Source organism: Flavobacterium hydrophilum (assembly GCF_003202405.1).
Classification (GTDB): domain Bacteria; phylum Bacteroidota; class Bacteroidia; order Flavobacteriales; family Flavobacteriaceae; genus Flavobacterium; species Flavobacterium hydrophilum.
On sequence record NZ_QJHL01000004.1, the window covers coordinates 533,665 to 560,085 of the forward strand.

At 34.3% G+C, this 26,421-nt stretch carries 22 protein-coding genes and 3 tRNA genes; 6 read left to right on the forward strand and 19 right to left on the reverse strand.

Annotated features, from left to right (window positions below):
- Nucleotides 1-236 precede the first annotated feature (236 nt).
- The 3 genes from DMB68_RS17995 to DMB68_RS18005 are packed head-to-tail and all read left to right on the forward strand — an operon-like array spanning nucleotide 237 to nucleotide 6,976.
- Entirely contained in the window at nucleotides 237-2,168 is a 1,932-nt protein-coding gene (locus DMB68_RS17995; protein ID WP_165830166.1) for a tetratricopeptide repeat-containing sensor histidine kinase, read from the forward strand.
- 10 nt (nucleotides 2,169-2,178) lie between these two features.
- The gene (locus DMB68_RS18000; RefSeq protein ID WP_110348009.1) at nucleotides 2,179-2,940 is read left to right on the forward strand and encodes a LytR/AlgR family response regulator transcription factor; all 762 of its coding nucleotides are present in this window, start codon (nucleotides 2,179-2,181) and stop codon (nucleotides 2,938-2,940) included.
- A 46-nt stretch (nucleotides 2,941-2,986) separates the two neighbouring features.
- Complete coding sequence (locus DMB68_RS18005; RefSeq protein ID WP_110348010.1) at nucleotides 2,987-6,976, forward strand: T9SS type A sorting domain-containing protein; 3,990 nt, start codon at nucleotides 2,987-2,989, stop codon at nucleotides 6,974-6,976.
- A 144-nt stretch (nucleotides 6,977-7,120) separates the two neighbouring features.
- Here the strand turns inward: DMB68_RS18005 and DMB68_RS18010 are convergent, their stop codons facing one another.
- The 11 genes from DMB68_RS18010 to DMB68_RS18060 form a co-directional block, all read right to left on the reverse strand.
- Nucleotides 7,121-8,269 (reverse strand): DUF6438 domain-containing protein, encoded by a 1,149-nt coding sequence (locus DMB68_RS18010; protein WP_110348011.1) that lies wholly within the window; start codon nucleotides 8,267-8,269, stop codon nucleotides 7,121-7,123.
- Between the two features lie 184 nt (nucleotides 8,270-8,453).
- Nucleotides 8,454-9,326, reverse strand: a complete 873-nt coding sequence (locus DMB68_RS18015) for a sugar phosphate isomerase/epimerase family protein (RefSeq protein WP_110348012.1) — start codon at nucleotides 9,324-9,326, stop codon at nucleotides 8,454-8,456.
- A gap of 17 nt (nucleotides 9,327-9,343) precedes the next feature.
- A complete protein-coding gene (locus DMB68_RS18020; RefSeq protein ID WP_110348013.1) occupies nucleotides 9,344-10,234 on the reverse strand; it encodes a hydroxypyruvate isomerase family protein in 891 nt (296 codons plus the stop codon).
- Between the two features lie 23 nt (nucleotides 10,235-10,257).
- Complete coding sequence (locus DMB68_RS18025) at nucleotides 10,258-11,487, reverse strand: nucleoside permease (RefSeq protein WP_110348014.1); 1,230 nt, start codon at nucleotides 11,485-11,487, stop codon at nucleotides 10,258-10,260.
- A gap of 40 nt (nucleotides 11,488-11,527) precedes the next feature.
- A complete protein-coding gene (locus DMB68_RS18030) occupies nucleotides 11,528-12,238 on the reverse strand; it encodes a 3-keto-disaccharide hydrolase (protein ID WP_110348015.1) in 711 nt (236 codons plus the stop codon).
- Between the two features lie 23 nt (nucleotides 12,239-12,261).
- A complete protein-coding gene (locus DMB68_RS18035; RefSeq protein ID WP_110348016.1) occupies nucleotides 12,262-13,725 on the reverse strand; it encodes a Gfo/Idh/MocA family protein in 1,464 nt (487 codons plus the stop codon).
- 11 nt (nucleotides 13,726-13,736) lie between these two features.
- Nucleotides 13,737-14,099: a c-type cytochrome gene (locus tag DMB68_RS18040; RefSeq protein WP_110348017.1), complete on the reverse strand. Its 363-nt coding sequence runs from the start codon at nucleotides 14,097-14,099 to the stop codon at nucleotides 13,737-13,739.
- Nucleotides 14,100-14,119: 20 nt separating this feature from the next.
- Entirely contained in the window at nucleotides 14,120-15,172 is a 1,053-nt protein-coding gene (locus DMB68_RS18045; RefSeq protein WP_110348018.1) for a sugar phosphate isomerase/epimerase family protein, read from the reverse strand.
- 10 nt (nucleotides 15,173-15,182) lie between these two features.
- Nucleotides 15,183-16,337, reverse strand: coding sequence for a Gfo/Idh/MocA family protein (locus DMB68_RS18050; RefSeq protein ID WP_231131679.1), 1,155 nt, complete (start codon nucleotides 16,335-16,337; stop codon nucleotides 15,183-15,185).
- Nucleotides 16,338-16,355: 18 nt separating this feature from the next.
- Entirely contained in the window at nucleotides 16,356-18,059 is a 1,704-nt protein-coding gene (locus DMB68_RS18055; RefSeq protein WP_196783710.1) for a GMC oxidoreductase, read from the reverse strand.
- Nucleotides 18,060-18,106: 47 nt separating this feature from the next.
- Entirely contained in the window at nucleotides 18,107-18,670 is a 564-nt protein-coding gene (locus tag DMB68_RS18060) for a gluconate 2-dehydrogenase subunit 3 family protein (RefSeq protein ID WP_110348020.1), read from the reverse strand.
- 546 nt (nucleotides 18,671-19,216) lie between these two features.
- Between DMB68_RS18060 and DMB68_RS18065 the strand changes: the two genes are divergently transcribed.
- A complete protein-coding gene (locus DMB68_RS18065) occupies nucleotides 19,217-20,485 on the forward strand; it encodes a hypothetical protein (RefSeq protein WP_110348021.1) in 1,269 nt (422 codons plus the stop codon).
- A gap of 138 nt (nucleotides 20,486-20,623) precedes the next feature.
- On the opposite strand, the gene DMB68_RS18070 is transcribed toward DMB68_RS18065, so the two are convergent.
- From DMB68_RS18070 to DMB68_RS18080, 3 genes are all read right to left on the reverse strand, one after another.
- Nucleotides 20,624-20,706, reverse strand: a tRNA-Leu gene (locus DMB68_RS18070).
- Nucleotides 20,707-20,748: 42 nt separating this feature from the next.
- Nucleotides 20,749-20,821 (reverse strand) — tRNA-Lys (locus DMB68_RS18075).
- A 39-nt stretch (nucleotides 20,822-20,860) separates the two neighbouring features.
- Nucleotides 20,861-20,933: transfer RNA gene (locus DMB68_RS18080), tRNA-Lys, on the reverse strand.
- Between the two features lie 126 nt (nucleotides 20,934-21,059).
- Between DMB68_RS18080 and DMB68_RS18085 the strand changes: the two genes are divergently transcribed.
- Nucleotides 21,060-21,578: a shikimate kinase gene (locus tag DMB68_RS18085; protein ID WP_110348022.1), complete on the forward strand. Its 519-nt coding sequence runs from the start codon at nucleotides 21,060-21,062 to the stop codon at nucleotides 21,576-21,578.
- Here the strand turns inward: DMB68_RS18085 and DMB68_RS18090 are convergent.
- Nucleotides 21,570-22,070, reverse strand: coding sequence for a phosphoribosyltransferase domain-containing protein (locus tag DMB68_RS18090; RefSeq protein ID WP_110348023.1), 501 nt, complete (start codon nucleotides 22,068-22,070; stop codon nucleotides 21,570-21,572). The two genes, DMB68_RS18085 and DMB68_RS18090, sit on opposite strands and share 9 nt — an antisense overlap.
- Before the next feature lie 69 nt (nucleotides 22,071-22,139).
- On the reverse strand, nucleotides 22,140-22,529 hold the full coding sequence (locus DMB68_RS18095; protein WP_110348024.1) for an RNA-binding S4 domain-containing protein: 390 nt from the start codon (nucleotides 22,527-22,529) through the stop codon (nucleotides 22,140-22,142).
- 79 nt (nucleotides 22,530-22,608) lie between these two features.
- Between DMB68_RS18095 and DMB68_RS18100 the strand changes: the two genes are divergently transcribed.
- Nucleotides 22,609-23,748: an FKBP-type peptidyl-prolyl cis-trans isomerase gene (locus DMB68_RS18100; protein ID WP_110348025.1), complete on the forward strand. Its 1,140-nt coding sequence runs from the start codon at nucleotides 22,609-22,611 to the stop codon at nucleotides 23,746-23,748.
- Between the two features lie 71 nt (nucleotides 23,749-23,819).
- Here DMB68_RS18100 and DMB68_RS18105 read toward each other — a convergent pair whose 3' ends face one another.
- The 3 genes from DMB68_RS18105 to DMB68_RS18115 form a co-directional block, all read right to left on the reverse strand.
- Nucleotides 23,820-24,773 (reverse strand): transketolase family protein, encoded by a 954-nt coding sequence (locus DMB68_RS18105; protein ID WP_110348026.1) that lies wholly within the window; start codon nucleotides 24,771-24,773, stop codon nucleotides 23,820-23,822.
- A gap of 72 nt (nucleotides 24,774-24,845) precedes the next feature.
- Nucleotides 24,846-25,700 (reverse strand): transketolase, encoded by an 855-nt coding sequence (locus DMB68_RS18110; protein ID WP_110348027.1) that lies wholly within the window; start codon nucleotides 25,698-25,700, stop codon nucleotides 24,846-24,848.
- A 242-nt stretch (nucleotides 25,701-25,942) separates the two neighbouring features.
- Entirely contained in the window at nucleotides 25,943-26,260 is a 318-nt protein-coding gene (locus DMB68_RS18115; RefSeq protein ID WP_110348028.1) for a hypothetical protein, read from the reverse strand.
- Between the last annotated feature and the right edge of the window lie 161 nt (nucleotides 26,261-26,421).

A 26,421-nucleotide genomic window follows, 5' to 3' on the forward strand; every position in this document is an offset into this window, starting at 1 on the left:
TACGAATAATGATTTTGTTTGATTTGTAAGTTTTATAATAAACTAAATAACAGGTAAGATTTTTTTCTTATTAGGATAAATCAACCAATCATTTAAACATAATTATAATTCGTTTTAAATCTTTCACGATAAGTCAAAAGAATCAAATAATAATCAGAACCATGTAAATAATAATCGGTGTTATGATACTAAAAAACATATTATACATTTGTCAGACAACAACCAAAACAAAAAAAGTGAATTCCAAATCTCATCAGATAATTTCTTTTTTCTTCTTTCTCATTTGTGCAACATTCTATGCGCAAAATGTTCAAATAGATAGTTTAAAAAGGATTTTGGGAGGTACCAAAATTGATACGGTAAAAGTTAATCAGTACAATAAAATTGCCGATTTATATAAAGAAATTGATCCGGATCAGACCTTTTTTTATGCTCAGAGGGCAATTGTTGTTAGTTTAAAAAAAGAATATCATTTTGGACTTGCAACTGCGTATGTAAATAAGGGGAATGCTTCTATCATACTTGGAAATTATCCGGATGCCCTGAAATTCTTTAAAGATGCACAAACAGAATTTAAAACTGCTTTAGAAAAAGAAACCAATAAAAAGCGAATAAAGAGCGGACTTGCCCGTGCTTATGCAAGTTCAGGAGTTGTGTATTCGGAACAAAGTGATTATACTTCGTCACTGAAAAACTATGAAAAAGCATTAAAAATTTATCAGGAGATTAAAGAACAAACCGGCGTTTCAAAAACGCTGAATAATATTGGAATCCTCTATAAATCGCAGCAAAAATATCCCAAAGCATTACAATATCTTAAAGAGGCTTATAAAATTCAAACCGCTATAGGAGAACAAAATGCTCCTATGACGCTGACTAATATTGGTGTTATATATTTTGAACTTGGTGAATATCAAAATGCAATTGAGTATTATGAGAAAGCTAAAGCAGGTTTTTCGAAAAATAATAATAAAAGAGGCTTTGCGTTGCTCAACAATTATTTAGGAGATTATTATAAAGAGCAAAATAATTTTGATTTAGCCAATGAAAGTTATCAGGAATCATTGGCCTTGTATGAAGAAATTCAAAATAAATTCGGGGCTTCTCTCGCTTTGTACAATATAGGGTTATTACTTCAGGAACAGAAAAAATACAATGAGGCAATACATTATGCCACAAAATCATTGGAGTATGCTCATGAAATTGGAGTTTTGGATCAGACTTTCCATTCAGAAGAATTATTGAGTGAATTGTATCAATCAACAAAGAATCCGGAAGCAGCACTGCTTCATTATAAAAATTTCATTATTGCCCGGGACAGCATCAACAATCAGGAAATGACCAAAAAGTTTGCTGAGGCGGAAATGAATTATGAATACAAGAAAAAAGAAGCTCTGCTTTCTGAAAAACACAAAAGGGAGATTCAATTCGTTATTTTCTCTATTTTGGGAGGTTTATTATTAATTGTTTTAGGACTTGTGGTTTATAACCGAATGCAGGTTAAAAGACAATTGACACTAAAAAAAGACCTTGCCGAATACGAACAGAAAGCCCTGCATTTACAAATGAACCCACATTTTGTATTCAACTGCCTGAGTTCGATTTCGAGTTTTATTGTACAAAACGGAACCGATTCGGCTTTAAAATATTTGTCAAAATTTTCGAAATTGATGCGTCTGACTCTTGAGTATTCTAAAGGTTCTCTTATTCCGATTGATAAAGAAATCGAAAGCCTTCGGAATTATCTGGAACTGGAACAGCTTCGTTTTGAGAATAAGTTTGAATTTGAAATTCATTCAAGTGAAAATGTTGAATTCAATGTGGGATTGCCTCCTTTGCTGATTCAGCCTTTTGTTGAAAATGCGATTCTTCACGGCTTGGTTCCCAAAGAAGGAAAAGGAAAAATAAATGTCGATTTTGATGTGCAAAACGAACAGCTGATCTGTACCATTACCGATGACGGTATTGGACTATCAGAATCAAAACTTTTAAAAGAAAATTCGGTTACGGCGCATCAGTCAATGGCGTTGGATATTACAAAAAAACGCCTTAAGATTATGGAATCTATTACATCCAAATCAGCAAGAATTGAAATTCTGGAATTAAATTCAAACAAACAAGCAGGTACAAAAGCAATATTGTATTTGCCTGTTCAATACATATCATAATACAAAGCCCATGATAACAGCATTACTAATTGATGATGATAAACATTTACGAACCGGTTTAAAAGCGCTTTTAGAACGTTATACCAATGATATTTTTATTATTGGTGAAGCCGAAAGTGTCAAAACAGGAATAGCTGCTATTGAAAAATTGCGCCCTCAGGTTATTTTTCTTGATATTCATCTCACTGACGGGACAGGTTTTGATATTTTGGAAAACCTTTCGAAAGTAAACGGAAAACTAAAGGCACATGTTGTTTTTATTACGGCCCATGAACAATATGCCTTGAAAGCGTTTAAATTCAGTGCTTTGGATTTTATTCTGAAACCCGTAGATCCGGAAGAATTACAGGATACAATAGTAAAAATAAAAGATGCTGCAGGTAAAAAGAATTCCTTTGAAAACATCGATTTGCTGCTCGAAAACATTCGGAAAAAAGTAGATAATTTCAAGCGAATCGCTTTATCAACAAGTGACGGAATTCATTTGTTTGAAGTAGCTGATATTATTCGGTGTGAGGCTAAAGCCAATTATACTGAATTTTTTATAAAAAATCACAAACCGGTTTTAATTTCAAAAACATTAAAAGAATATGAAGAAATGCTCGCAGAACATGGTTTTGAGCGTATTCATCAATCGCATTTAATTAACCTTTCTTATTTGAAATCCTATATAAAATCAGACGGCGGTTATGTAATTATGGCTGATAACAGCAACATTCCAATTGCCCAAAGCAAAAAGGAAAAATTACAGGAACTGATCAAATCCTTATAAGATATATCTCCAAACTATAAACTAATCCCAAATAAACCTTTTAATTATGCAAAGAAAAATACTTTTATTTGTGCTGTTACTAACCACGATAGTAAAGGCACAAAATGTTGCTGTCCCCGATGCAAATTTCAAAGCCAAATTGCTGGAAGCTGATGTTACAAATTCCATAGCACTAAATGCTGCCGGAATCTCAATTAAAATCGACGCCAACAATAATGGTGAAATTGATACAAATGAAGCCTTAACAGTATATCAGCTGAAAGTTTCGAATTCAGGAATTCTTAATTTAACCGGAATTAGCAGTTTTACAAATCTTAAAAATTTAGACTGTTCCAATAATATCCTTTTAAACCTTGATGTTACAGCTTTGACCAATCTGACGAACTTAAATTGTTCAGTCAATTATCTGACTACATTCAATGTTAGTACATTAACCAATCTTGTCAATCTTTTTCTTGATCAAAATCAGCTAACTAGTCTGAATGTTAGTGGTTTAAATAATCTTAAAATTTTATTTTGCAGCAATAATAAATTAATAAACCTTAATGTCAATGGTTCAACCAGTCTTAAGACTTTATTTTGCAGCAACAATCAACTTACAAGCCTTGATCTTAACGGGTTAACCAGTCTTGATATACTGCTCTGTGAAACTAATAAACTCGCCAGTCTTAATGTAAGCGGATTAACAAATCTTAAATCATTGCTTTGCAGCTATAATAATTTGGCTAACCTTAACTTAAATAGCTTAACAAATCTTGATAAACTGGAATGCAATTACAACCTGCTTACAAGTCTGGATGTTAGTACTCTGACTAAACTTACTTATCTTTCCTGTTTTTACAATCAAATTACAAGTTTAGATTTAAGTAATACAACTCTTTTAACCGAATTAAGTTGCGGCGAAAATCATATTACAACTTTAAATCTGAATGGCCTAAGCAGTCTTAAGACTTTGGCATGTTCATATCTGCCCAATAATTTAGTTATTAATGGATTTGATTTAACAGCTTTAAAAACTTTTCAATACACGGGAGCTAACTCGGTTTTAACTTTAAACGGTTTTCCTAATATTGAAAACCTCAATTTAAATTTAAGTCCTGCAAGTATCACATTAAATGTATCAGGGTTTAACAATCTTGCTAATATTTATATGTTTAATAATCAGACTACCAGTTTGACTGTAAACGGTTCAGGAACGACTAATATCAAATCTATCAACTGTTCTAATGGTCTATTGACAAGTTTAAATTTAAATGGTTTAAGTAATCTTGCTTCGCTAAACTGCAACAACAATAAACTGACAAGCCTAAATTTAACTAATTTAACTAATTTGACTTCCTTAAATTTTGGCATAAACAAAATCACTAATATCAATTTAAGCAGTGTTCCGAATTTGAAACATTTGGATTGCAATAATAACGTTTTGGGAAGTTTAGATATAAGCGGATTGTCAAATCTGGAATATTTAGATTGCTCGAATCATATTTCGATAAACGCAATAGGCAACCAAATTACTTCTTTAGCTGTTGGGGGATTAACAAAACTTAAATATTTAGATTGTTCCAATTATGGTTATAATGGGGTATTGGGAGCATTAGGAAACGTAATTACTTCTTTGGATTTGAATAATTTGACGTTGCTGGAACAATTAAAATGTTCCAAAAACCGCCTTCCTGCTTTAACTGTAAACGGATTGACTAATCTTACTACTTTAGATTGCTCTTATAATTTATTGACGAGTTTAGATTTGATTGGCCTGACTCAGATGACAAATTTGAATTATGGTCACAATCAATTGTCTAATCTTAATATGATTGGTTTAGTTAATATCAAAGAATTAGATTGTTCCTACAACACTATTAGCACTTTGAATGTTTCGACTATGCCGAATCTAACAACATTGAATTGTAGTTATAACACACTTACAACATTAGATTTAAGCGGATTAAACCAGCTTACTAAACTGCATTGTGGTAATAATTTACTAACCAATCTGGATGTAAATACCTTTACAAATCTGAACGAATTTAGTTGCAACAACAACAAATTGACAACTCTTGATGTTAATAATTTAACCAACTTGGTTTATTTACAATGTGGTTCTAATAAGCTTTCGAGTCTTAATTTAAATGGTCTTACTAAACTTCAGAGCCTATATTGCAGTGGTAATGAACTGATAAATCTTGATCTCAGCACTTTAATATTATTGAACTCTTTAGGCTGTAGTGTTAATCAGCTTACAGCTCTTGATCTTAGTAGTCTGACAAATCTTTTGGATATCGAATGCAGAAATAATCAGTTGACCAATATTGATATTAGTACTTTACCAAATCTAAAATTTATTGATTGCAGATTTAATCAGCTTACGAATCTTAACACAAGTAATTCTCCAAATCTTCATACTGTATCTTGTAGTAACAATCAAATTGCATCATTGGATTTAAGTGCATCAACCCGTCTTACTGGTTTGTGGTGCGAAAATAATTTACTTACTACTTTATTGATGAAAAATGGCAGTAATGAAACAAATCTAATATTTTCAGGCAATCCGGGTCTGGCTTATATTTGTGCAGATGATTCTCAAATCGCAAATGTACAATCACAATTGAATTCGTTGGGAATGACAACAACAGTGGCTAATTCTTACTGTAGTTTCACTCCTGGAGGACAACATAATACGGTGGTAGGAACTACAATATTTGACGGAAATAACAATGGCTGTAATCTCAACGATCCTTTGCATCCGAACATCAGAATTGATATAAACGATGGAACTACTACAGGTTCTGCTTTTACCAATACTGATGGAACTTCTACATTCTATACGCAGGCCGGAAATTACAGTATCTTTCCAAACATAGAAAACGCAGGAGCTTTCAATATCTCACCTGCATCAGCAACAATTAACTTTACAGATAATAATTACAATACGAATTACCAAAGCTTTTGTTTGTCAGCAAATGGCGTACATCCGGATGTAGAAATAGTAATCAGCCCAATCACGCCTGCAAGACCGGGCTTTGATTCAGTATACAGAATTGTCTATAAAAACAAAGGGAATCAGGTACTTTCAGGTAATATTACGTTAGCTTTTGATGATTCAAAAATGGATTTACTTTCTGCTACTCCTGTGGTTGATACCGAAACAACGAATAATTTAGAGTGGGCGTATAATGGTTTGCTGCCTTTTGAAAGCCGTACGATTGATTTGGAATTCAATGTAAATACACCATTAGAATCACCAGCGGTAAATAATGGAGATATATTCCACTTTATAGTTGCCATAACGCCTGTTGCCGGAGATGAATCACCTGCTGATAATAGTTTTACGTATCATCAAACTGTTGTAGGTTCATTTGACCCTAATGATATTACATGCCTGGAAGGTGAAAGCGTTTCTCCAAGCACCATTGGTGATTATTTGCATTATATCGTCAATTTTGAAAATACCGGAACGTATGAAGCTGAAAATATAGTTGTGAAAATTGCTGTTGATGAAACTAAATATGATCTTAGTTCTTTGCAGCTATTAAATTCATCACATTCTTCTAAGACTGTTATTCACGGGAATATTGTTGAATTTGTTTTTGAACAAATCCATTTGGCTGCTTCTTCTACTTCCAAGAAGAAAGATCCTGTAGGTGGTCACGGAAATATTTTGTTTAAAATAAAAAGCGTAGATGATCTTCTTAAAGGTGATTACGTAGACAAAACGGCTAATATCTTCTTTGATTACAATGCACCAATTGAAACCAATAAAGCTGAAACCGTTTTTGAATCATTAGGAAATAAGGATTTTGAAGTTGATAAAAGTGTTTCATTATATCCAAATCCTACTAAAGGTAATGTAAATATCAGCAGTGATACTATTATAAAATATATTGAACTGTTTGATGTTCAGGGAAGATTGCTTCAAACTGCAATTGAAAATGATACTACAGCTAAGTTTGATATTTCGAATAAACCAAATGGTCTTTACTTTGTCAGAATCACTACTCAAAAAGGAAGCAAAGTAGAAAAATTAATTAAGGAATAAATTTAGGTACATTATTTATTCTGTTTAAAAGCCTTTCAAAGTCATTGATTTTGAAAGGCTTTTTTGATGTGATTCTTTTTTTAGACTATTCTAACCTTTGATAGGATTTGAAGATTTAAGTAAGGAAATTATCTTTTTTAAAATTTATTCGTCGTATTTGTCTTTTGGTGTAAATTTATCAATCAAATTGTTTACTGTCAAAAAATTATAACCAATGTCAATAGTTTTATCTTTACATTTAAAGTATCTGCCGTCTGTATATATTATTTCCCTTTTATTTTCATCATTCCAAAATTGAATTTGGTAACTATTTTCAAATTTATAATTGGTTTCTTTTCCCTTAAGTATTTCTGTTAAAAGATAAAAACTTTCAGATTTGGTTAGATCGTAAATTTGATTTCCTTTTGTAAAACTTATTCTCCATATTGATAGTAAAGGTTTCTTCGTTTTCAATGGAATCAATCTTACTTGTTGGTATAAGTATCTAACAGGTGTATAAGCCCAGATTAGAGCAGTAGGCGATTGTCTTCCATAATCGCTAATAGATTTTACTATTTGATTGTTTTTGATAAATGTTATAGTAACTGTCTCGTCATCGGTCCAATTTCCTCTATAATTACCTTCAAGATTCTTTATATCGGCTTTTTTAAAACTAGTTTGAATTTTTTGATATTCATTTTTGGTAATCTTGGATTTAAAAAAACCGTTTTGAGTATTGTAATATTGGCCATTATATAAGATATTGCCATTCTTGTCAATACTTATGTTTAATACCGGGCACGAACCGTAACATCCTGAAGAAGAAACTATGATTTTGTCATAATTTTCATTTGGGTTCATTTTGTATTTTGTTCTCGCATATTTTGCAAAGATACTGTCACTTATTTTTGTTGTTAATGTATCTCCAATAATCGAATGTATTTTTTGATTCTCCCAAGTTTTAGTCACTAAATCTAATATTTGTAGGCTGTCGTTTTCAATCTTATATTTAGTTTCTATTCCTAAAAAAAATGTCTTTCTCTCTTCTCTTTCCTTTGCGTCAATTCTTTTAAAATAACCAGATTTGTTTTCGCATAAATTATTTTCTAAAAATATATATCCTGGTATATGGTTGCCAAAAGGAGAAGGTGGTGGAAATTTAATATCCTTATTTTTTTGCGGTTTTCTTTGGTCTTCTGTTTTAATGTAAATCCACTCACCAAGTATATCTTTACTTAGTTGCTTGTCATTATTTTTTTGACAAGAGTATAAAAAGAAAACGGTTAAAGCGCAGAGTATGATTTTTGAATTCATAAATATATTTTAGTCTTACAGTTTTGTAAATATAATTGATTTTTGAGGCAATATTTAGAAAATATATTTAGCGTGGTAATTTGAAATCAAAAAGCGGAAACCTTTATAAATAAAGATTTCCGCTTTGATGTGATCATGGAGGGATTTGAACTTACGGATGCCAGCCTCTACAGAATTATTCTGCTCAAATTAAATTCTTAGAAACAAAATCCCAGCTTGTTTTAACAGATTCCAGTGGATTTGGAGAGTAATTCGTTTCCTGCTCTACAAAAAAGTGCTTCATTCCGGATAGTTTAGCCTGTGCGAATATGTCTTTAAAGTTGATGCTTCCTTCGCCAACTTCGGTATTCCATTCTGCTTTGGATTTGTCCATGTCTTTTACGTGCCACATAGTAAATCGGCCCGGATTCGCTTTGAACATTTGCAAAGGATCATTTCCTGAACGGACTACCCAGTATAAATCCAGTTCAAAATCAACTAACTTTTTATCGGTTTCCTGTAGTAAAATATCATATCCTGTTTGATTTCCATACTTTTTAAATTCAAAATCATGGTTGTGATACGCTAATTTTAATCCTGATTGTTTGCATAAAACGGCTGCTTCATTTATTTTCTGCGCAATTCGTTTGTAATTGTCTAAGTCACTTCTTAATTGTTCATCTAAATACGGAACCGTTATGTATTCACTTCCTAATTGATTAGCTCCTTCGATACAGGCTTTTAGGAAATCAGCATTATTGTCTTTTATAAAAGAATTAAAATCATAATGTCCGCTTGGTGCTTTTAGGCCATTGTCAACTAATATTTTTTTGAAATCTTTTGCAGCAGTACCAAAAAAGCCTTTATCAGCTGAGAATCCATACGTTTCTACTTCTTTGTAACCCGATTTAGCCACATGTTCCAGAACTCCTTTTACATTTTTAGAAAAATCTTCTCTCAAAGTATACAGCTGAAGTCCGATATTTTTTGGCTTAGCCGAAAACGCTAGGGAAGGAGCGATTGCCAATGCACCTAAAGCCAGACCACTATTAATTATAAAATCTCTTCTCTTTATCATTGTTTTACTTTATTAAATTAGATATCACAAATTGCAATTGCCTTTTTCAAAGAGGCTATTTTATCTTTTTGTTTTGGAATAAATTCTTGTCCCACAAAACCTGTAAAACCAGTATTTGCAATAGCTTTCATTATTGCACTATAATTGAGTTCCTGCGTTTCATCGATTTCATTTCGACCCGGAACACCGCCTGTATGGTAGTGAACAATGTATTTGTGGTTTTCCTGAATGGTTCTGATAACATCGCCTTCATCAATTTGCATATGGTAAATATCATAGAGCAGCTTGAAATTTTCAGAGTTGATTCGTTTCGCCAGTTCAACTCCCCAGGATGTTTTGCTGCATTGATAATCTTTGTGGTTGATCTTGCTGTTCAATAGTTCCATAACCAGGATTACGTTATGTTTCTCTGCTAATGGAATCAATTTCTGTAACCCAAGCATGCAATTATTCCAGCCTTCTTCATCTGTTTTTCCTCTTGTGTTTCCACTAAAGCAAATCAGGTTTTTGTAGCCCGCCTCAGCAACCAGCGGAATCATTTCGGTATAATTTTTAATCAGCTGTTCATGAAATTTCTGATCGTTGAAACCGTCGACAAGATTTAATTCGGCTCCATTGCACATAGTCGAGACAAGATTGTGTTTTTTCAGTACCGGCCAGTCTTTTGGACCCACCAGATCAATACCGGTAATTCCAATTTTTTTCGCTTCTGAACAAAGCGTTTCAATATCAAAATCATTAAAGCACCAACGCGCTACCGAATGATTAATTTTTCCTTTCAGCATTGCATCTGATTTAGATTCTTCTTCAGGCTTAGCCAAAGCAAATAAATCCGTCGGCACACCTAAGCTCACAGTTCCGGCAAGAATACCTTTTATAGCAGTTCTTCTGTCAAAAGTTGTACTCATTAATTTTTTTACTTTAAAAATACTCAAATTTCATTTGCCAGTTTATTTTTTTCCTGAAATAAAAGCGCAAAAATCAAAAATACGGCAAAAGCGATTCCGGCAGGGATAATCCATACCATTAACCAGTTAACTGTTCCTTCAACAGTTTTATAATTATCCGTAATCCATCCTGCAACAGCAAATCCAATCAACATTCCGATACCGTAAGTAGCCAATGTAATCAAGCCCTGAGCGGCACTTTTGTATTTTTCGCCTGCTTTAGAATTGGTATAAATTTGCCCGGATACAAAGAAAAAATCGTAACAAATTCCGTGTAAAGCGATTCCGGTAATTAGCATGAAACTCAAATCACCGCCATTTCCATAAGCAAATAAAACGTAGCGGATAGCCCAGGCTAACATTCCAACCAGAATTGTCTTTTTAAAACCAAAACGTGCAAAAAATACAGGAATTAACAATAAAAACAACGCTTCGGATATCTGGCCGATAGCCATTTTTCCTGTTGGATTTTCAACCCCGGCAGCCGTAAGGAAAGGGTGTGCATTTTGATAATAAAAAGCTAAAGGAATACAAATCAGTATCGATGAAATAAAGAATATCAGGAAATTTTTGTCTTTCAAAAGCTTTAATGCATCAAGGCCAATAATATCACCAATTCTAATTTTTCCTTCACTAACTTTTGGAGGTGTTTTTGGCAAAGTAAAACTCAATAAGCCTAAAACCAAAGCTGCAATTCCGGCCAATAGAAATGTATTTTTAAGCAATCCGTTAGAAACAGCTTCTGCTGAATCCCAATGAAAGAAGAAACTAATAGACAATCCGGCTAAAATCCATCCAATTGTACCCCAAACCCTGATATTTGCAAATTCCTTCTCCGCATCTCTCATCTGATTAAATGCTACAGAATTTACTAAAGCCAGTGTTGGCATATACAAAACCATATAACTCAATACATATACATAAAACATTCCAACATCTGTCGATTGATACATTTGGTACATTAAAAAAGCACCTGCTAAATGTAAAATACCTAAGATTTTCTCCGCATTAAAATAACGATCTGCAATCAAACCTATAATAAAAGGAGCAATGATGGCTCCCCAGGATTGGGTAGAAAAAATGGCTGCTGTTTCTGAACCGGAAGCTTTCAGGTTGCTTCCTAAAAAAGTGCCAAGAGTCACAAACCATGCTCCCCAGATAAAAAATTCCAGAAACATCATTACAGATAATTTAATTCGGATAGTTGTATTCATATATAGTGGTTAATTTGGTTAGATAGGTTTTGAACTAATATTATTTACAGCCGGTTGTAGTTTCCATAGTATTCCATTCTTTAATAGAAATATTGCGGTACCATACATTATTACCGTGGTCCTGCAAAGCAATTTTTCCTTTTTTGAATGTTCCGAAAGCCGGCCATGCTGTAAATTTACTTCCGGCAACCAAGGCTTTAAAATTGTCGTCCCAAAGTACCGTTTCAACAACGATTACTCCGTTTAAAACTAAGCTCAGTTTTCCGTTTTTACATACCACTTCTGCTGTATTCCATTCTCCAACAGGCTTAACCGGTTCTGATTTGCTTTTAATTAAATCATATAAATCTCCGGCGCGGTGTTTCGTTATTTTTCCATCAGGATGGCCATCATTATCCAAAACCTGCATTTCTAAACCAGTTTCATAAGTATTTGCATATTTTTGCGGGTTTTCATTCACATAAAAAATAATTCCGCTATTCGCATTTGGAGAAACTTTCCATTCTAATTTTAAATGGAAATTTTCGTATTCGACATCTGTTACTAAATCTCCACCCTGACCGTTTTTGGCTGCTTCCGGGTCAAAATGCAATACGCCATCTTCCACTTTCCATCCGGCACTTGCTGTGGTTTTTCCATAAGTATGCCAGCCTGTTGTCGTTTTTCCGTCAAAAATAGGTTTAAACCCTTTTTGAGCCTGCAGGGTTTGTAATAAAGTGAGTGCTAATACTGCTGTGATAATCTTTTTCATGGTTTTAATTTTAATTTAATATTTTAAAAAGTCAGGTTTTTCCAGCCTTCTCTATAATCGCGTTTTACAAATTGGTTTACATCATCTACATTGGTTACTTTCTTGGCATCATTATCCCAAAGTAATTTAACGGAACGACCCGGGTACACATCTTCACCAAGTACTTCTTTGTGTAAATCATAACCTCTTACGGCAAGATTAGCCATCAATAAAGCCTCTGTTAAAGGTCCTGCAATTTCAAAAGGAGAACTTAGTTCTTTTTTACCATATCCTGCAATACATCCTTCAATCCATTGTTTTTGATGGCCATTCGCACCGTCTTTTACACGAGGATATTTCTCTTTTATTTTTAGATTTTCATTACGGCTTAAAGGCAATAATCTTGGATTTTCACTATAGGTATCACAAAGCATTTTTCCTTTTGTTCCAATGAATAAAGTACCGTTTCCTCCATCACCAAATATTTCGTTAGCACCTAATTCTTCAGGGCGGTCAGGCTGGATACCACCATCCATCCAGTGAATTTTGATGTCGCCTTTCGTTTTATTAGTTTTTGGAAAAGTTAATGTTACATGACTTGATGGTGGACAGCTGTCCGGAAAATAACCTCTTCTGAATTCATCAACATAAACAGAGCCAACGCTGCACTGTACATCTTTGGCATATTTTAGATTCAATACAGAAAACGGTGCTTCCATCAAATGGCATCCCATATCTCCTAATGCACCAGTTCCATAGTCCCACCAGCCACGCCAGTTGAACGGTACTAATTTGTCTACGTAATTTTTATAGGGTGCAGTACCAAGCCATAAATCCCAGTCTAGTTCTTTAGGAATTTCGGTTTTTGCTGTTGACCACGGAATTCCCTGTGGCCAGACAGGTCTGTCTGTCCAGGCGTAAACCGTATGTACATCACCAATTAAACCAGCTTCGTACCATTCTTTTAAAATTCGGGTACCATCATTAGATGATCCCTGATTTCCCATTTGTGTGACTACTTTATAACGTGCAGCTGCCTGAGTCATCATATGTGCTTCGTAAATGTCATGCGCTATTGGCTTTTGTACATAGACATGTTTGCCTAACTGCATGGCTGAAAAGGCCTGAATGGCATGATTGTGATCGGGTGTAGAAACGGAAACTGCGTCAAAATTTTTATGCTCTTTGTCCAGCATTTCACGCCAGTCCTTGTAGAATTTTGCTTTCGGAAAAGCTTTTACGCTATCTGCGGCTTTTCTTGTATCAACATCACATAAGTAAGCAATATTGGCGATGCCGCTTTTTTCAAAAGATGCAATATCTGATCTTCCTTTTCCACCAATTCCAATACTGGCAATTGTTAATTTGTCACTGGGAGCCACAAATCCTCTACCCATTACATGTCTTGGAATAATCATAAATGCGGCAGTCGCCAGCACTCCTTTTTTTAAAAAATCCCTGCGTATATTCGATTCTGGTTCTTTGCTTTTATTGAAGTCCTGATCCATTAGGCTTTAATTTATTTGTTTAATGATAGAATGTATATTGCAATTTTCTTTGCATCGTCTTTTTTTAATGCAGAATGAGCCGACATAGGTATTGGTCCCCAAACTCCGGAACCTCCCTTTATAATTTTCTCCGATATATATTTGATGTTTTTATCATTCATGGGATATTTTTTTGCAATATCCAAATAGGAGGGACCCACTACTTTTTTGTCTACTTTGTGACAGGTTGCGCAATCTTGCTTCTTAATGATTGCTTCTCCGTCTGAAGCCTGGAATTTTCCTATTGCATTATATCTTGTTGAAATCGATTCATAATTTGAAAAAGAGCACAAACCACCCAAGGCTATTATTGCAACTAAAATTTTAATTTTCATATTCTATTAATTAAACAAATTTATATTCCTAAATTTTTCCTGTTAAGCTGTGTATTGGTTTCGACTGCAGCAAAATCATCAAAAGCCTTATCTGTCACTTTGATAATGTGTTTCTTTATAAATTCGGCTCCTTCACGGGCACCATCTTCCTGATTTTTTAAACAGCATTCCCATTCCATTACGGCCCATCCTTTGTAATCGTATTGTGCCAGTTTGCTAAAAATAGTTTTAAAATCAATCTGACCATCACCAGGTGAGCGATAACGGCCTGCACGGTTCAGCCAATTTTGATAACCTCCAAAAGTGCCTTGTTTTCCTGTTGGATTAAACTCAGCATCCTTAACATGGAAAGCTTTGATTCGTTCATGGTAAAAATCGATGTACTGAATATAATCCAGTTGTTGGAGTACAAAATGTGAAGGATCATATAGTATGCAGGCGCGCTCATGATTATTTACGGCTTTAAGAAACATTTCGTAAGTCTCACCATCAAATAAATCTTCTCCCGGATGAATTTCATAGCAAACATCTACACCATTTTTATCGAATTCGTTAAGAATTGGTAACCAGCGATTTGCCAGTTCTTTGAATCCATCTTCGATTAAACCTGGCGGACGTTGTGGCCAGGGATGAAAATACTGCCATAATAAAGAACCGCTAAAAGTTGCATGCGCATTAAGGCCTAAATTTTGAGATGCTTTTGCTGCATAATGCAATTGCCGGACCGCCCATTCCTGTCTTGCTTTTGGATTTCCCCGAAAAGACTGTGGAGCAAATCCGTCAAAAAAGTCATCATAGGCAGGATGTACAGCAACCAGCTGACCTTGTAAATGAGTAGAAAGTTCAGATATTTTTAATCCGTATGAACCCACTATTCCGGTAAGTTCATCAGCATATGTTTTGCTTTCGGCTGCTTTTTGCAGATCAATAAACCGGGAGTCTAAAGTAGGAATCTGTATTCCTTTAAAATCAAGATTTGCGGCCCATTGGCAAATGCCTTCCAAAGAATTAAACGGAGCTTCATCAGATATAAACTGGGCTAAAAAAACCGCAGGTCCTTGCATTGTGGTCATTAGTAGTAATTTAAATTATAAATTCAGTCCATTTTTGTGATGATTTTCCGGAAGCGATTACATTTTCTATAAAAGCCATTCCACGTACACCATCTGCTGCTGTTGGAAAATCCAGCATGTTTTCTGTTGGTTCTTTGCCTTCTGATTTTGCTTGTAAAGTCAGCGCAAAATTCTTGTATAAATTCCCAAAAGCTTCCAGATACCCTTCCGGATGTCCACTTGGAATTCGGGTATTAAATGCTGCAATTGGGGATAGATATCCGTTTCCGGTACGATATAATTGAGCAGGGGCGTTCTGCCATTTTACAATTAAAGTGTTCGGCTCCATTTGATGCCATTCAAGACCTCCTTTTTCTCCGTAAACTTTAATTTTTAAGCTGTTTTCTTCACCGGCAGCAATTTGGGTAGCTACCAAAATTCCATTGGCACCATTATTAAATTTAAGCAGTACATTTCCGTCATCATCCAGTCTTCGGTTGGCAACGACTGTATTGATATCGGCACAAATTTGGGTAATTTTTAATCCTGAAATATATTCTGCCAAATGTGCGGCATGAGTTCCAATATCACCCATACAACCGCTGACTCCGCTTTTGGATGGATCTGTTCTCCAGGCTGCCTGCTTGTTGCCTGCGTTTTCAAAGTCGGTACTCAACCAGCCCTGTGGATATTCAACCATTATTTTTCGAATCGCTCCAAAGTCATTTTCGGCTACCATTTTTCGGGCTTGTTTTACCATCGGATAACCTGCGTAAGTATGGGTTAAACAGAGATAAAGCCCTGTTTGTTTTACTTTTTGTTCTAATAATTTGGCTTCCGCTAAAGTCAGTGTCATCGGTTTATCCAAAACAACATGGAAACCATTTTCTAATGCCAGCATAGCAGGAGCAAAGTGGGCATGATTTGGGGTTACTATCGAAACAAAATCCATTCTTTCCTTAGGAGATAATTTTGCTTCGGTTTCAATCATTTGAGTATAGGATTCGTAACATTTGTCCTGAGATAAACCTAATTCTTTACCCGATTCAAGGGATACATCAGGATTAGAGCTAAAAGCGCCACAGTGCAATTCAATTAGCCCATCCATGTTGGCTGCAATACGATGAACTGCTCCAATAAAAGCATTTTTACCACCGCCAATCATTCCCATTTTTAACTTTCTCATATTTGAATAATCCTATATTTAAATGTTCTTTTTCTTTAATTCTTTTACAGCGTAATCCACAGCTCTGGCAGTTAAGGCCATGTAGGTCAGCGAAGGATTTTGGCAAGCGCTGGAAGGCATGCATGAACCATCTGTAACAAAAACATTGCTTACTTCGTGCATCTGGTTCCATTTGTTAAGTACAGATTCTTTTGGATCATTCCCCATTCGGGCTGTTCCCATTTCGTGAATAGTCATTCCCGGATAGCAGCCATTATCGTAAGCTTTTACGTTTTTGGCACCTGCAGCTTCAAGCATTTCTGCGGCATCATACATCATGTCTTCGCGCATTTTAGCTTCATTCTCCTTGTATTCGCAGTCAATTGCCAATACAGGCTGTCCCCATTTATCTTTTTTAGAATGGTCGATGTATACTTTGTTTTCGTAATAAGGAAGCATTTCTCCAAAACCGCCTAATCCCATTGTCCATGATTCAGCCGGCCTTGATAAAATTTCTTTGAAATCCCCGCCAAAGTCTAATTCGGCCACTTCTTTGTGCCAATGCCCTCTGCTTGCTGCACCCTGATAACCAAAACCACGTAAATAATCTCTTTTGTCATCTTTAAAATTTTGGTATCTTGGAATGTAAATACCGTTGGCTCTTCGTCCATATGTGTATTTATCCTCAAAACCTTCAACAGTTCCTTCTGCGCCACATCTAAAGTGGTGATCCATTAAATTATGTCCAAGGTGTCCGCTGCCATTACCCAACCCATTTGGATGGGCTTCAGAAGTCGAATTCAGTAAAACAAAAGTGGAGCCTAAAGTTGATCCGTTTACAAAAACAATTTTGGCATAAAATTCCATACTTTCATTAGTCTGACTATCGATGACCATTACCCCTTTTGCTTTTTTGGTCTCCTTATCATAAATAATATGATTGACAATCGAATAGGGACGAACTGTTAGTTTTTTTGTCGCCATTGCTGCCGGCAAAGTAGAAGACTGCGTACTGAAGTAAGCCCCAAAAGGACAGCCTCTGCTGCATAAATTTCTATACTGGCAGCTGCCTCTTCCTAAATGAGGTACGGTTAGATTGGCTGTACGACCAATAGTCAATATTCTGGATTTATTGTAATGTTTTTCGATGCGTTCTTTTACGGATTTTTCAACGCAGTTCATATCCATTGGAGGTAAAAACTGGCCATCAGGCAACAAAGGCCAACCTTCATTTTGGCCACTTATACCGGCAAATTTTTCTACGTAATCGTACCATGGAGCAATATCTTTGTATCGGATTGGCCAGTCATTTCCGTGACCATCTTTTTTATTGTCTTCGAAATTGATATCACTGAAACGATAGCTTTGACGCCCCCACATTAAGGACTTACCACCAACGTGAAAGCCTCTGTACCAATCAAAACGTTTGTCCTCTGTGTATGGGCATTCCAAATCATTCACCCACCAGCTTTCATTAGCTTGTTGATAGGGATAATCTCTGGTCTGCACCGGATGTGTTCTCTTCTGTTCCTGGGTTAATTGTCCGCAATAGGCTATTTCCCAAGGCGCCTTCATTGCCGAATCATAATCTTTAATATGTTCGATATTTTCACCGCGTTCTAACATCAGGACTTTTAATCCTTTTTGCGTTAATTCTTTGGCTGCCCATCCGCCACTTATTCCTGAACCTATAACAATTGCGTCATAAGTATTTTGTTTTTTTAAATCGGTATTGATATTCACGATGTCTTTTTAATAAATTAGTAAAATGAGTTGAAGGTGCTTTGACTTTATATGGCCCAGGCTTTCTGTCCGGGTATATAATCTACATTTCCATCGTATTTTCCCGGTATCGGCAAATATTCTCTTGCAATTGTACAGCCGATTTCTGAAGAAAAATAACCTAATAAAGTTAAGTCTCTGGCAATCAAAAAGAATGATGGTTCTTTGTTGTTGTCTATTGTCTGTTGTTTTAATTCATTCATAAGAAGTTTCTTTTCTTCAGCATTAAGGCTTAGAAATTCTTTATTGAATTTAGTTTTGCTTAAAGTCAGCATATCCTCATAGCCTTTCTTAAAGACTTGCTGAAGATTGGGAGGGTAGCAATCTTTTATGATTAATGGTATTAAAGTGCCAAGACCAGCCGCTTTTGCTCCGGGAGAATTTGTGGTTGTCGGCAAAATAATTTCGGCAAACTCGGCAAGGATTTCTTCATCCGTGGCTAAAAATGAATAGGCATAATTCTGTTCGGGATTATAAATAGTAAAACTTTCAAATAAAACACCCATTGTTGTGGCAGAGATTGCTCCACCCATCAAATAAGCAATCTTTTTTAGTGCGTCTCTTCTCTCCATTGCAAAATATTAAAAATACTGTGTAAATATTACGGATAATTTAATTATCAATACTTTACAATAATAATAAAAAAAGACTTGTATTTTTATTTTAAAACTTAATTAATTGTGTAAAATTAATAATCCTCATATAATAAAACGTTTTAGTAGTTATTTTTAAAAACATATGACGTCAGTTAGGAAGAAGTAAGAAAAAATGTAAAATTTTAAGAGCGTGTTTTTTGACAAAATAGATGAATAGGTTTGATTTGGTAATCTTATTCTTGTTATTAATAATATAATTAGGGGAGTTCGCTATTGGAAATGCTAAAATGAGATATTAAATTAGTGGGTTTATCTAATATAAATTTGAATTACTTGTTTGTAGATTTCGGAATCAAATAATAATGTTTTGAAGCCTGAAAAATTTATACCTAAAAGCAGTTTGTTTAGAAAATTAAATTAGTTTTATGCCTGAGATTGCATAGATTTTTGAAAAAATAAGGTTAAAAACATCAGAAGAACTGAAGTCGAATAATAATTCTAAAAATTAAGTTTAAACAATATATGAGAAATAACATAATTAATATTTTCATTGGAGTAGTGCTTCTAATTTCTGGTCTTTGTTTGCATAACTCAAATAATGGGGTAGCTTCATCAGTATTTTTGAAATATTTAGGTGTTGTATTGGTAATCTATGGAACATTCGTTATTCTTACTAAGGCCATAAAAATTATTATTTCTTTAAATACTAAATATAAAAAATTGACCACTTTTGAAAAAAACAACAAAAGAGTTATTCCTGATTTTGTTAGAAAAATACTTGAATATCGATTAGAAAACAATAAAGACATTAATTTTGAGATACCAAACTACGGAAAATTTCAAATCATTAATTATAATGTTGATAAAGGAAATGATTTTAACAATCCCTACCATATTCTGAAAGAAATTGATGAGCATATTGGAAGATATTTTTTTCCGGTAATAAGTTATTCTAAAATTATTCCATTCGCAGTCAATAATAATTATAAATTTCTATTTGTAGAAGAAGGTAAAAAAGATGTGGTTTTGATTGATTTGGATTCTGAGGATACAAGGCCATTAATTTTAAAAAGCAAAATTGACTACTATATAGATATAAATAAACTTGAATTAAGAAAAGAAGGATACTATTATAACGGCTTGAAAAAAATAGAAGATATAATAGATAAAAACAATTACTTTTTTGATGTTTCGGATTGTATTTTTGAGGGTAAAGATTATTTTGAATTTTTTGCTAAAAGCTTTAATTTATTAGAAAAGAATTTAGTTTTTTCTTTTTCATCCGTTGAAGAGACCGAACAAAGCTATATTTTGAATTTAAACATTGAAGATAAATCAAAAAAAATAAAACTAGAAAAATCCAGTCATTATATAGACAGTGAGAATTTTATTGGCATTTTGAACGAAATACTATCGTTGTTAAATTACAATCAAAAGCAATACTACTTGATTTCAAATAATATCTGTGATTTTGGAGTTGTATTGGCAGACGAAAAAACTTTTCAGGTTTTATCTGACAACGGCTGTATTGAGCTTAATGAAGTAAAGCTGAATTCTGATGAGTTAATTTATATCCGGAAATATAATGATTTAATAAGAGAAATTGAGAATATAGAATTTCATCTAAATATAGTTAAAAAGGATAATGAAATTGAAAAGGAATTACTGTATAATTTCTTCTATAAAACAGATTATGAATTTGATAGCTCTGGAATGAATGTGCTGCAGCAGAGACTGAAAGTTTATCTGAAAAAAGCTGATTCTGGTTATGATGTTTATTTTACAAAATAAACTATTAACTCCTAATTGAGTTTATTGAAGGCTATACGGGTCAAACTGAAAAGCGACATTGTCGGGATATTGAATTAGTGTATAAAAGAAAAACACCTGTATTTACAGGTGTTTTTGCTTAAATAAAAGATTGAAACGTGACCATGGAGGGATTTGAACCCTCACGCCCTTGCGAGCACCACCCCCTCAAGATGGCGAGTCTACCGTTTCTCCACATGGCCGAAAAAGAAAAAAGGTCAAGTAAATGAATACTCGACCTTTTGTGACCCGACTGGGGCTCGAACCCAGGACCCCATCATTAAAAGTGATGTGCTCTACCGACTGAGCTATCGAGTCATTGCTTCAAGAAACTTAATTTGTTAATCACAAAATTTGTGACCCGACTGGGGCTCGAACCCAGGACCCCATCATTAAAAGTGATGTGCTCTACCGACTGAGCTATCGAGTCATTATGTCTCTTGAACGCGGGTGCAAATATAAGGAGTTTATTTTATTATTTCCAAGCAAAATTATTATAAATTTGTCTTTTTTTAACCAAATCTCACAATGCCTTAGTTTATAAGGTTTTATTAAAATGAAAAAAATCATATTATTAGGTTATATGGGTTGCGGAAAGTCTACAATTGCCCAAAATTTATCAAAAACTACCAATATCCCGTTTTTGGATTTAGATAATTGCATCGAAAAAAAGGCAAATTTGTCTATAAAAGAGATTTTCGAGAAGCATGGAGAAATCTATTTTAGAAAATTAGAGCATGAAATGTTTGTGGAATTACTTCAATCTTCAGAAAACAGCATAATCGGTCTGGGAGGCGGAACACCATGTTACGCTAATAATCATGAATTATTAAAAAGAGATGATGTTGTCTCGATTTATTTAAAAGCTTCAATAGATACTTTATATAATAGGTTGGTGTATAATAAAAGTAAGCGTCCGTTAATTGCGAATATGGATGAGGAAGAAATGAGAGAGTTTATTGCGAAACATTTGTTCGACAGAAGCTTTTATTACAACCATGCGCAACATAAAGTTTCTGTCGATGATAAAACCGTTGAGGAAACAGTTCAGGATATTTTGGAGATATTAGCTTAAAGAGGCGTAATTGCCTCCGTTTTCATCAAAAACAACCTTTACATGTTCTAATAAAGAGGTGGAGAGTGAAATTCCTTTGAAATCGGCTTTTACAGGATATTTTTTGTGGTTTCTGTCTACAAGTACTGCAGTTTTGAATTTCTTTAACGGAACGTCAAGAAAATGGCGAACAGCATAGATTAATGTAGTTCCCGAATTCAGGACATCATCAACCAGTACTAAGCCTTTGTTTTCGTATTCTGTAACAGCCAAAGATGTTTTTATTGGTAATTGAGGGTTTTGTTTGTCGACGATAACTTCGCACAAAGAAATTTTAAGGGTAGATATGTTGCTTAAGGCTAAAGCAATTTTTTCTGCAAAAATAGATCCATTGGAAGCAATTCCGGCAATCACAACTTCATCTTCATCAACAAAAGTCTCGTAAATTTGATAGGCTATACGTTTTATTTTATGTTCAATTTCCTGATTGGTTAAGATGATGTTTTGGCTCATGATTTATTTTTTTGCTAAAGTACAAATTTTAGCTATTTAGAATTTAGATTATTGGGATTTTAGATTTAGTTAGACATCTTCTTCTTCATCGAAAATTTCATTCCCATACTCGTCAATATCCCTGCGGTCTTTTTTGGTTGGTCTGCCTGTTCCACTTTTACGGTAATGTTCTTTTGAAAGTTTTAATAGTTCTAAATGAGCGTAAGCTTCAGGAGGTGTCTCGTTTTTTCTGTAAATATCGACAAGTTTTGCGCCCACACGGCTTTCAGGAATGTCAAGAACGGTTATGATTTGTGTAATCTGATCTTTTCTAAACGTAATTCTGTCTGTAGGAAAAACTTCTTTGGATGGTTTTGCTACCTGGCCATTTACCGTAACATGGTTCTTTTTACAGGCTTCTGTAACCATATTTCGGGTCTTGTAATATCGTACGCACCAGAGGTATTTATCTATTCGCATAATTTTTCTAAAATCGGAGTTAAATTCTTTACAAAAATAAATCAATATTGTATCTTGCGCACCTAAAAAATTAACAATAATGAATAAATTTAAATATTTTTTTATTTTACTGATTACTGCAACTGCTTTGATTTCTTGTAATAAAGATGATGATGATAAGGTAGAAACTGTTCCTTTGAGAGATTATCAAGAGCAATACTTAAAAGATAATGATTCAATTTTAAAATATTTAAAAACCAACTATATTGAAGAGGTTACTGCTGATTTTGATGTGAAAATAACTAAAATTCCTGCAGGTGGGACGCAAAAGTCTATATTCGATCAAACCCAATATCCTTTACTCACAAGGAAGGTTTATAATGATAATATTTATTACACCGTATATTATTTAGTATTAAATGAAGGTGTTGGAGAGGCTCCGTGTAATTATGATAATATCTATACGTCTTATGTAGGTACTTTATTGGATGGGACTGTTTTTGATACATCAAATAATTTTGGAAGATCTTTTTCTTTAGATGGTTTAGGTTCAAATGGAGTTTTTGTGGATGGCTGGAAGGAAATTTTTCCTAAATTCAAATCAGGAAAAGCGAATCCTGTAAATGCTGATGGTACAATAACTTATAGTAATTTTGGCGCAGGAATGATGTTTTTGCCTTCCGGTTTGGCTTATTATGGTGGAGGTTCAGGGGCAATTAAGTCTTATACTCCTATAGCTTTTAGTTTTAAATTGTTTGATATCCAAAGATTAGATCATGATGGGGATGGTATTTTTGATATTAATGAAGATATTAATGGGGATGGCTATGTATATGATTTTCGTAATAAAGAATTATATGCTAATCCTCCTGCTGAATTAATTGATGATACTGATGGGGATGGTCTTGCTAATTTTATTGATATTGATGATGATGGTGACGGGTATACAACGTATCTGGAAATTACAAAGCCAACCGCTGAGGTAGGGGGTACTTTTGGACCAAGTAAATATTATCCTTTTGAGGCATTTGTTGTTGTGGATGATCCGGCAACACCAAATACAAATGAAGCCTTAAACAGTGAGCCAAAAGGAATTCCTGCATTTTTGAGTGTAGGTACAGATCCTGTGACAGGCAAGCCAATAAATGTTTATGATTATACTACGTCGGGCAGATTAAAGATTCATCTTGATAAAGATCATAATACGACTAAAGTTTCTACGGTAACTGCAAAAAAATAAAAATAATAGAAAAGATAAAAAAACCTCGAAATTCAAATTTCGAGGTTTTTTTATGATTAAGAAAATTGAATTTATTTTCTTTTAATAACTCTTTCTACAGCTTCAACAATCGCCTGATTGTTCAATTTGTATTTCTCCATTAATTGTTCCGGAGTTCCAGATTCACCAAAACTATCGTTTACAGCTACAAATTCTTGCGGAGCTGGAGTGTTTAAAGTTAATACTCTTGATACGCTTTCTCCAAGACCTCCAAGAATGTTGTGCTCTTCTGCAGTTACAACGCATCCGGTTTTAGCTAATGATTTAAGAATAGCTTCTTCGTCAAGAGGTTTAATGGTGTGAATATTGATTACTTCAGCAGAGATTCCTTTTGCTTCAAGAGCTTCGGCAGCAATAAGCGCTTCCCAAACTAAATGTCCTGTTGCAACGATCGTAACATCAGTTCCTTCGTTTAATAAAATGGCTTTTCCAATTACGAATGGCTCGTCAGCAGGAGTAAAGTTAGGTACTACCGGACGCCCAAAACGTAAGTAAGCAGGTCCGTGGTGGTCTGCAAGTGCTAAAGTAGCTGCTTTTGTCTGATTGTAATCACAAGTGTTGATTACGGTCATTCCAGGCAACATTTTCATTAAACCAATATCTTCAAGGATTTGGTGAGTTGCTCCGTCTTCTCCTAATGTTAAACCAGCGTGAGAAGCACAGATTTTTACATTTTTGTCAGAGTAAGCAACAGACTGACGAATTTGATCGTAAACTCTTCCTGTAGAGAAGTTAGCGAAAGTTCCAGTAAAAGGAATTTTTCCTCCAATAGTTAAACCTGCAGCGATTCCGATCATGTTAGCTTCTGCAATTCCAATCTGGAAAAAACGCTCCGGGTGATTTTTTTTAAACTCATCAAATTTCAATGATCCAATTAAATCAGCACATAATGCTACAACTTTTTCGTTTTTCTGACCTAGTTCAGTCATTCCCGCTCCAAAACCTGAACGGGTATCTTTACTTCCTGTATTTGTATATTTTTTCATTTTATATTTTGCTATATGCAATACGCTGTATGCAATAGGCTTAAAGCTTATTGCTTACTGCTTAAAGCTATTTTAGTAATCTGAATTGCCTCCAGTGTTATAATTTTGTTCTAAAGCAGTTGCAAGCTGTGCATCATTTGGTGCTTTACCATGCCATGCATGACTGTACATCATATAATCTACGCCGTTACCCATTTCAGTATGAAGCAATACACAAACCGGTTTTCCTTTTCCTGTTCTTGCTTTTGCTTCATTCATTCCGCCAATGATAGATTCGATGTCATTTCCTTTTGTGATTTCGATAACTTCCCAGTCAAAAGCCTCAAATTTAGCACGCAGGCTTCCCATTGCTAAAACTTCGTCAGTTGTTCCGTCGATTTGTTTTCCGTTAAGGTCAACAGTTGCGATAAGGTTATCTACTTTTTTTGCAGAAGCATACATGATCGCTTCCCAGTTTTGACCTTCCTGTAATTCGCCGTCTCCGTGTAAAGTGTAAATTAAGTGATTGTCTCCATTTAATTTTTTAGCCTGTGCAGCACCAAGAGCTACAGATAAACCTTGTCCTAATGAACCAGAAGCTATACGGACACCAGGTAAATCTTCGTGAGTTGTAGGATGTCCTTGTAAACGAGAATTTAATAATCTAAACGTAGCTAATTCTGAAACAGGGAAATAACCGCTACGAGCTAAAACGCTATAAAAAACTGGAGAAATATGACCGTTTGAAAGGAAAAATAAATCTTCTCCAATTCCGTCCATATCAAAACCTTCTTTACGGTCCATAATATTTTGATATAAGGCTACCAAAAATTCTGTACAACCTAATGACCCACCTGGGTGGCCTGAATTGACAGCATGTACCATACGAAGAATATCTCTTCTTACTTGGATAGTTAAATCGCTTAATTGTTGTGTGTTAGGCTTCATTTTATATGTAAAAGTTAAACTGGTGCAAAAGTAAATTTTATTTTGCGGTATGACAAATGATTTTATGCTTTAGTTTACTGTAATTGTTAAATTCAGATTGTTTTTTTATTGATCTTTAAAAAAATACTGAATTGTTTTGGATTTTTTGAATAACAGATCTTTGCTTTATTGGTTTTTGATGAAAATTTAAAAACAAAAAGCTCCAAATGGAGCTTTTTGTTTCGGTTGTAATTGATATGTTATTATTCCGTATCGCCTTCACTATAAAAATTGTTTTCTTCATCTTCGGATCCAATTTCTTCTTGTTCGTCATCTAGTTCAGATCCCGGAATGTCCAAATCGTTTCCAAGTTTATCACTGTTTTGCTTCCATTCGTGATCGTTATTATTGATGACGATTCTTTCTCCTGAAATTCCTTCGGGATCAATATCTTCAAGTTTTTCTTCCTGATTGTAGATGTCTTCGTTAGCCGGATATTCTAAGTTTTCCAGATTTTTTTCTATTTGAGCATCTTTAATCTGATCTAAATCTGCAGGATTTCTTTCTTCTGAGTTTATCATGATTTCTATGATTTAAAATTGATATAATTTCGTTTTTATATACAATTAAAATTAAGAAATCAATACAGTTATTATGTTATACTATAATAATGTGATGTTGTAATTTTTACATTTGATCTTTTGAGAACGTTGTTCGCGTTAGGGATTGTAGCGGCATCCTT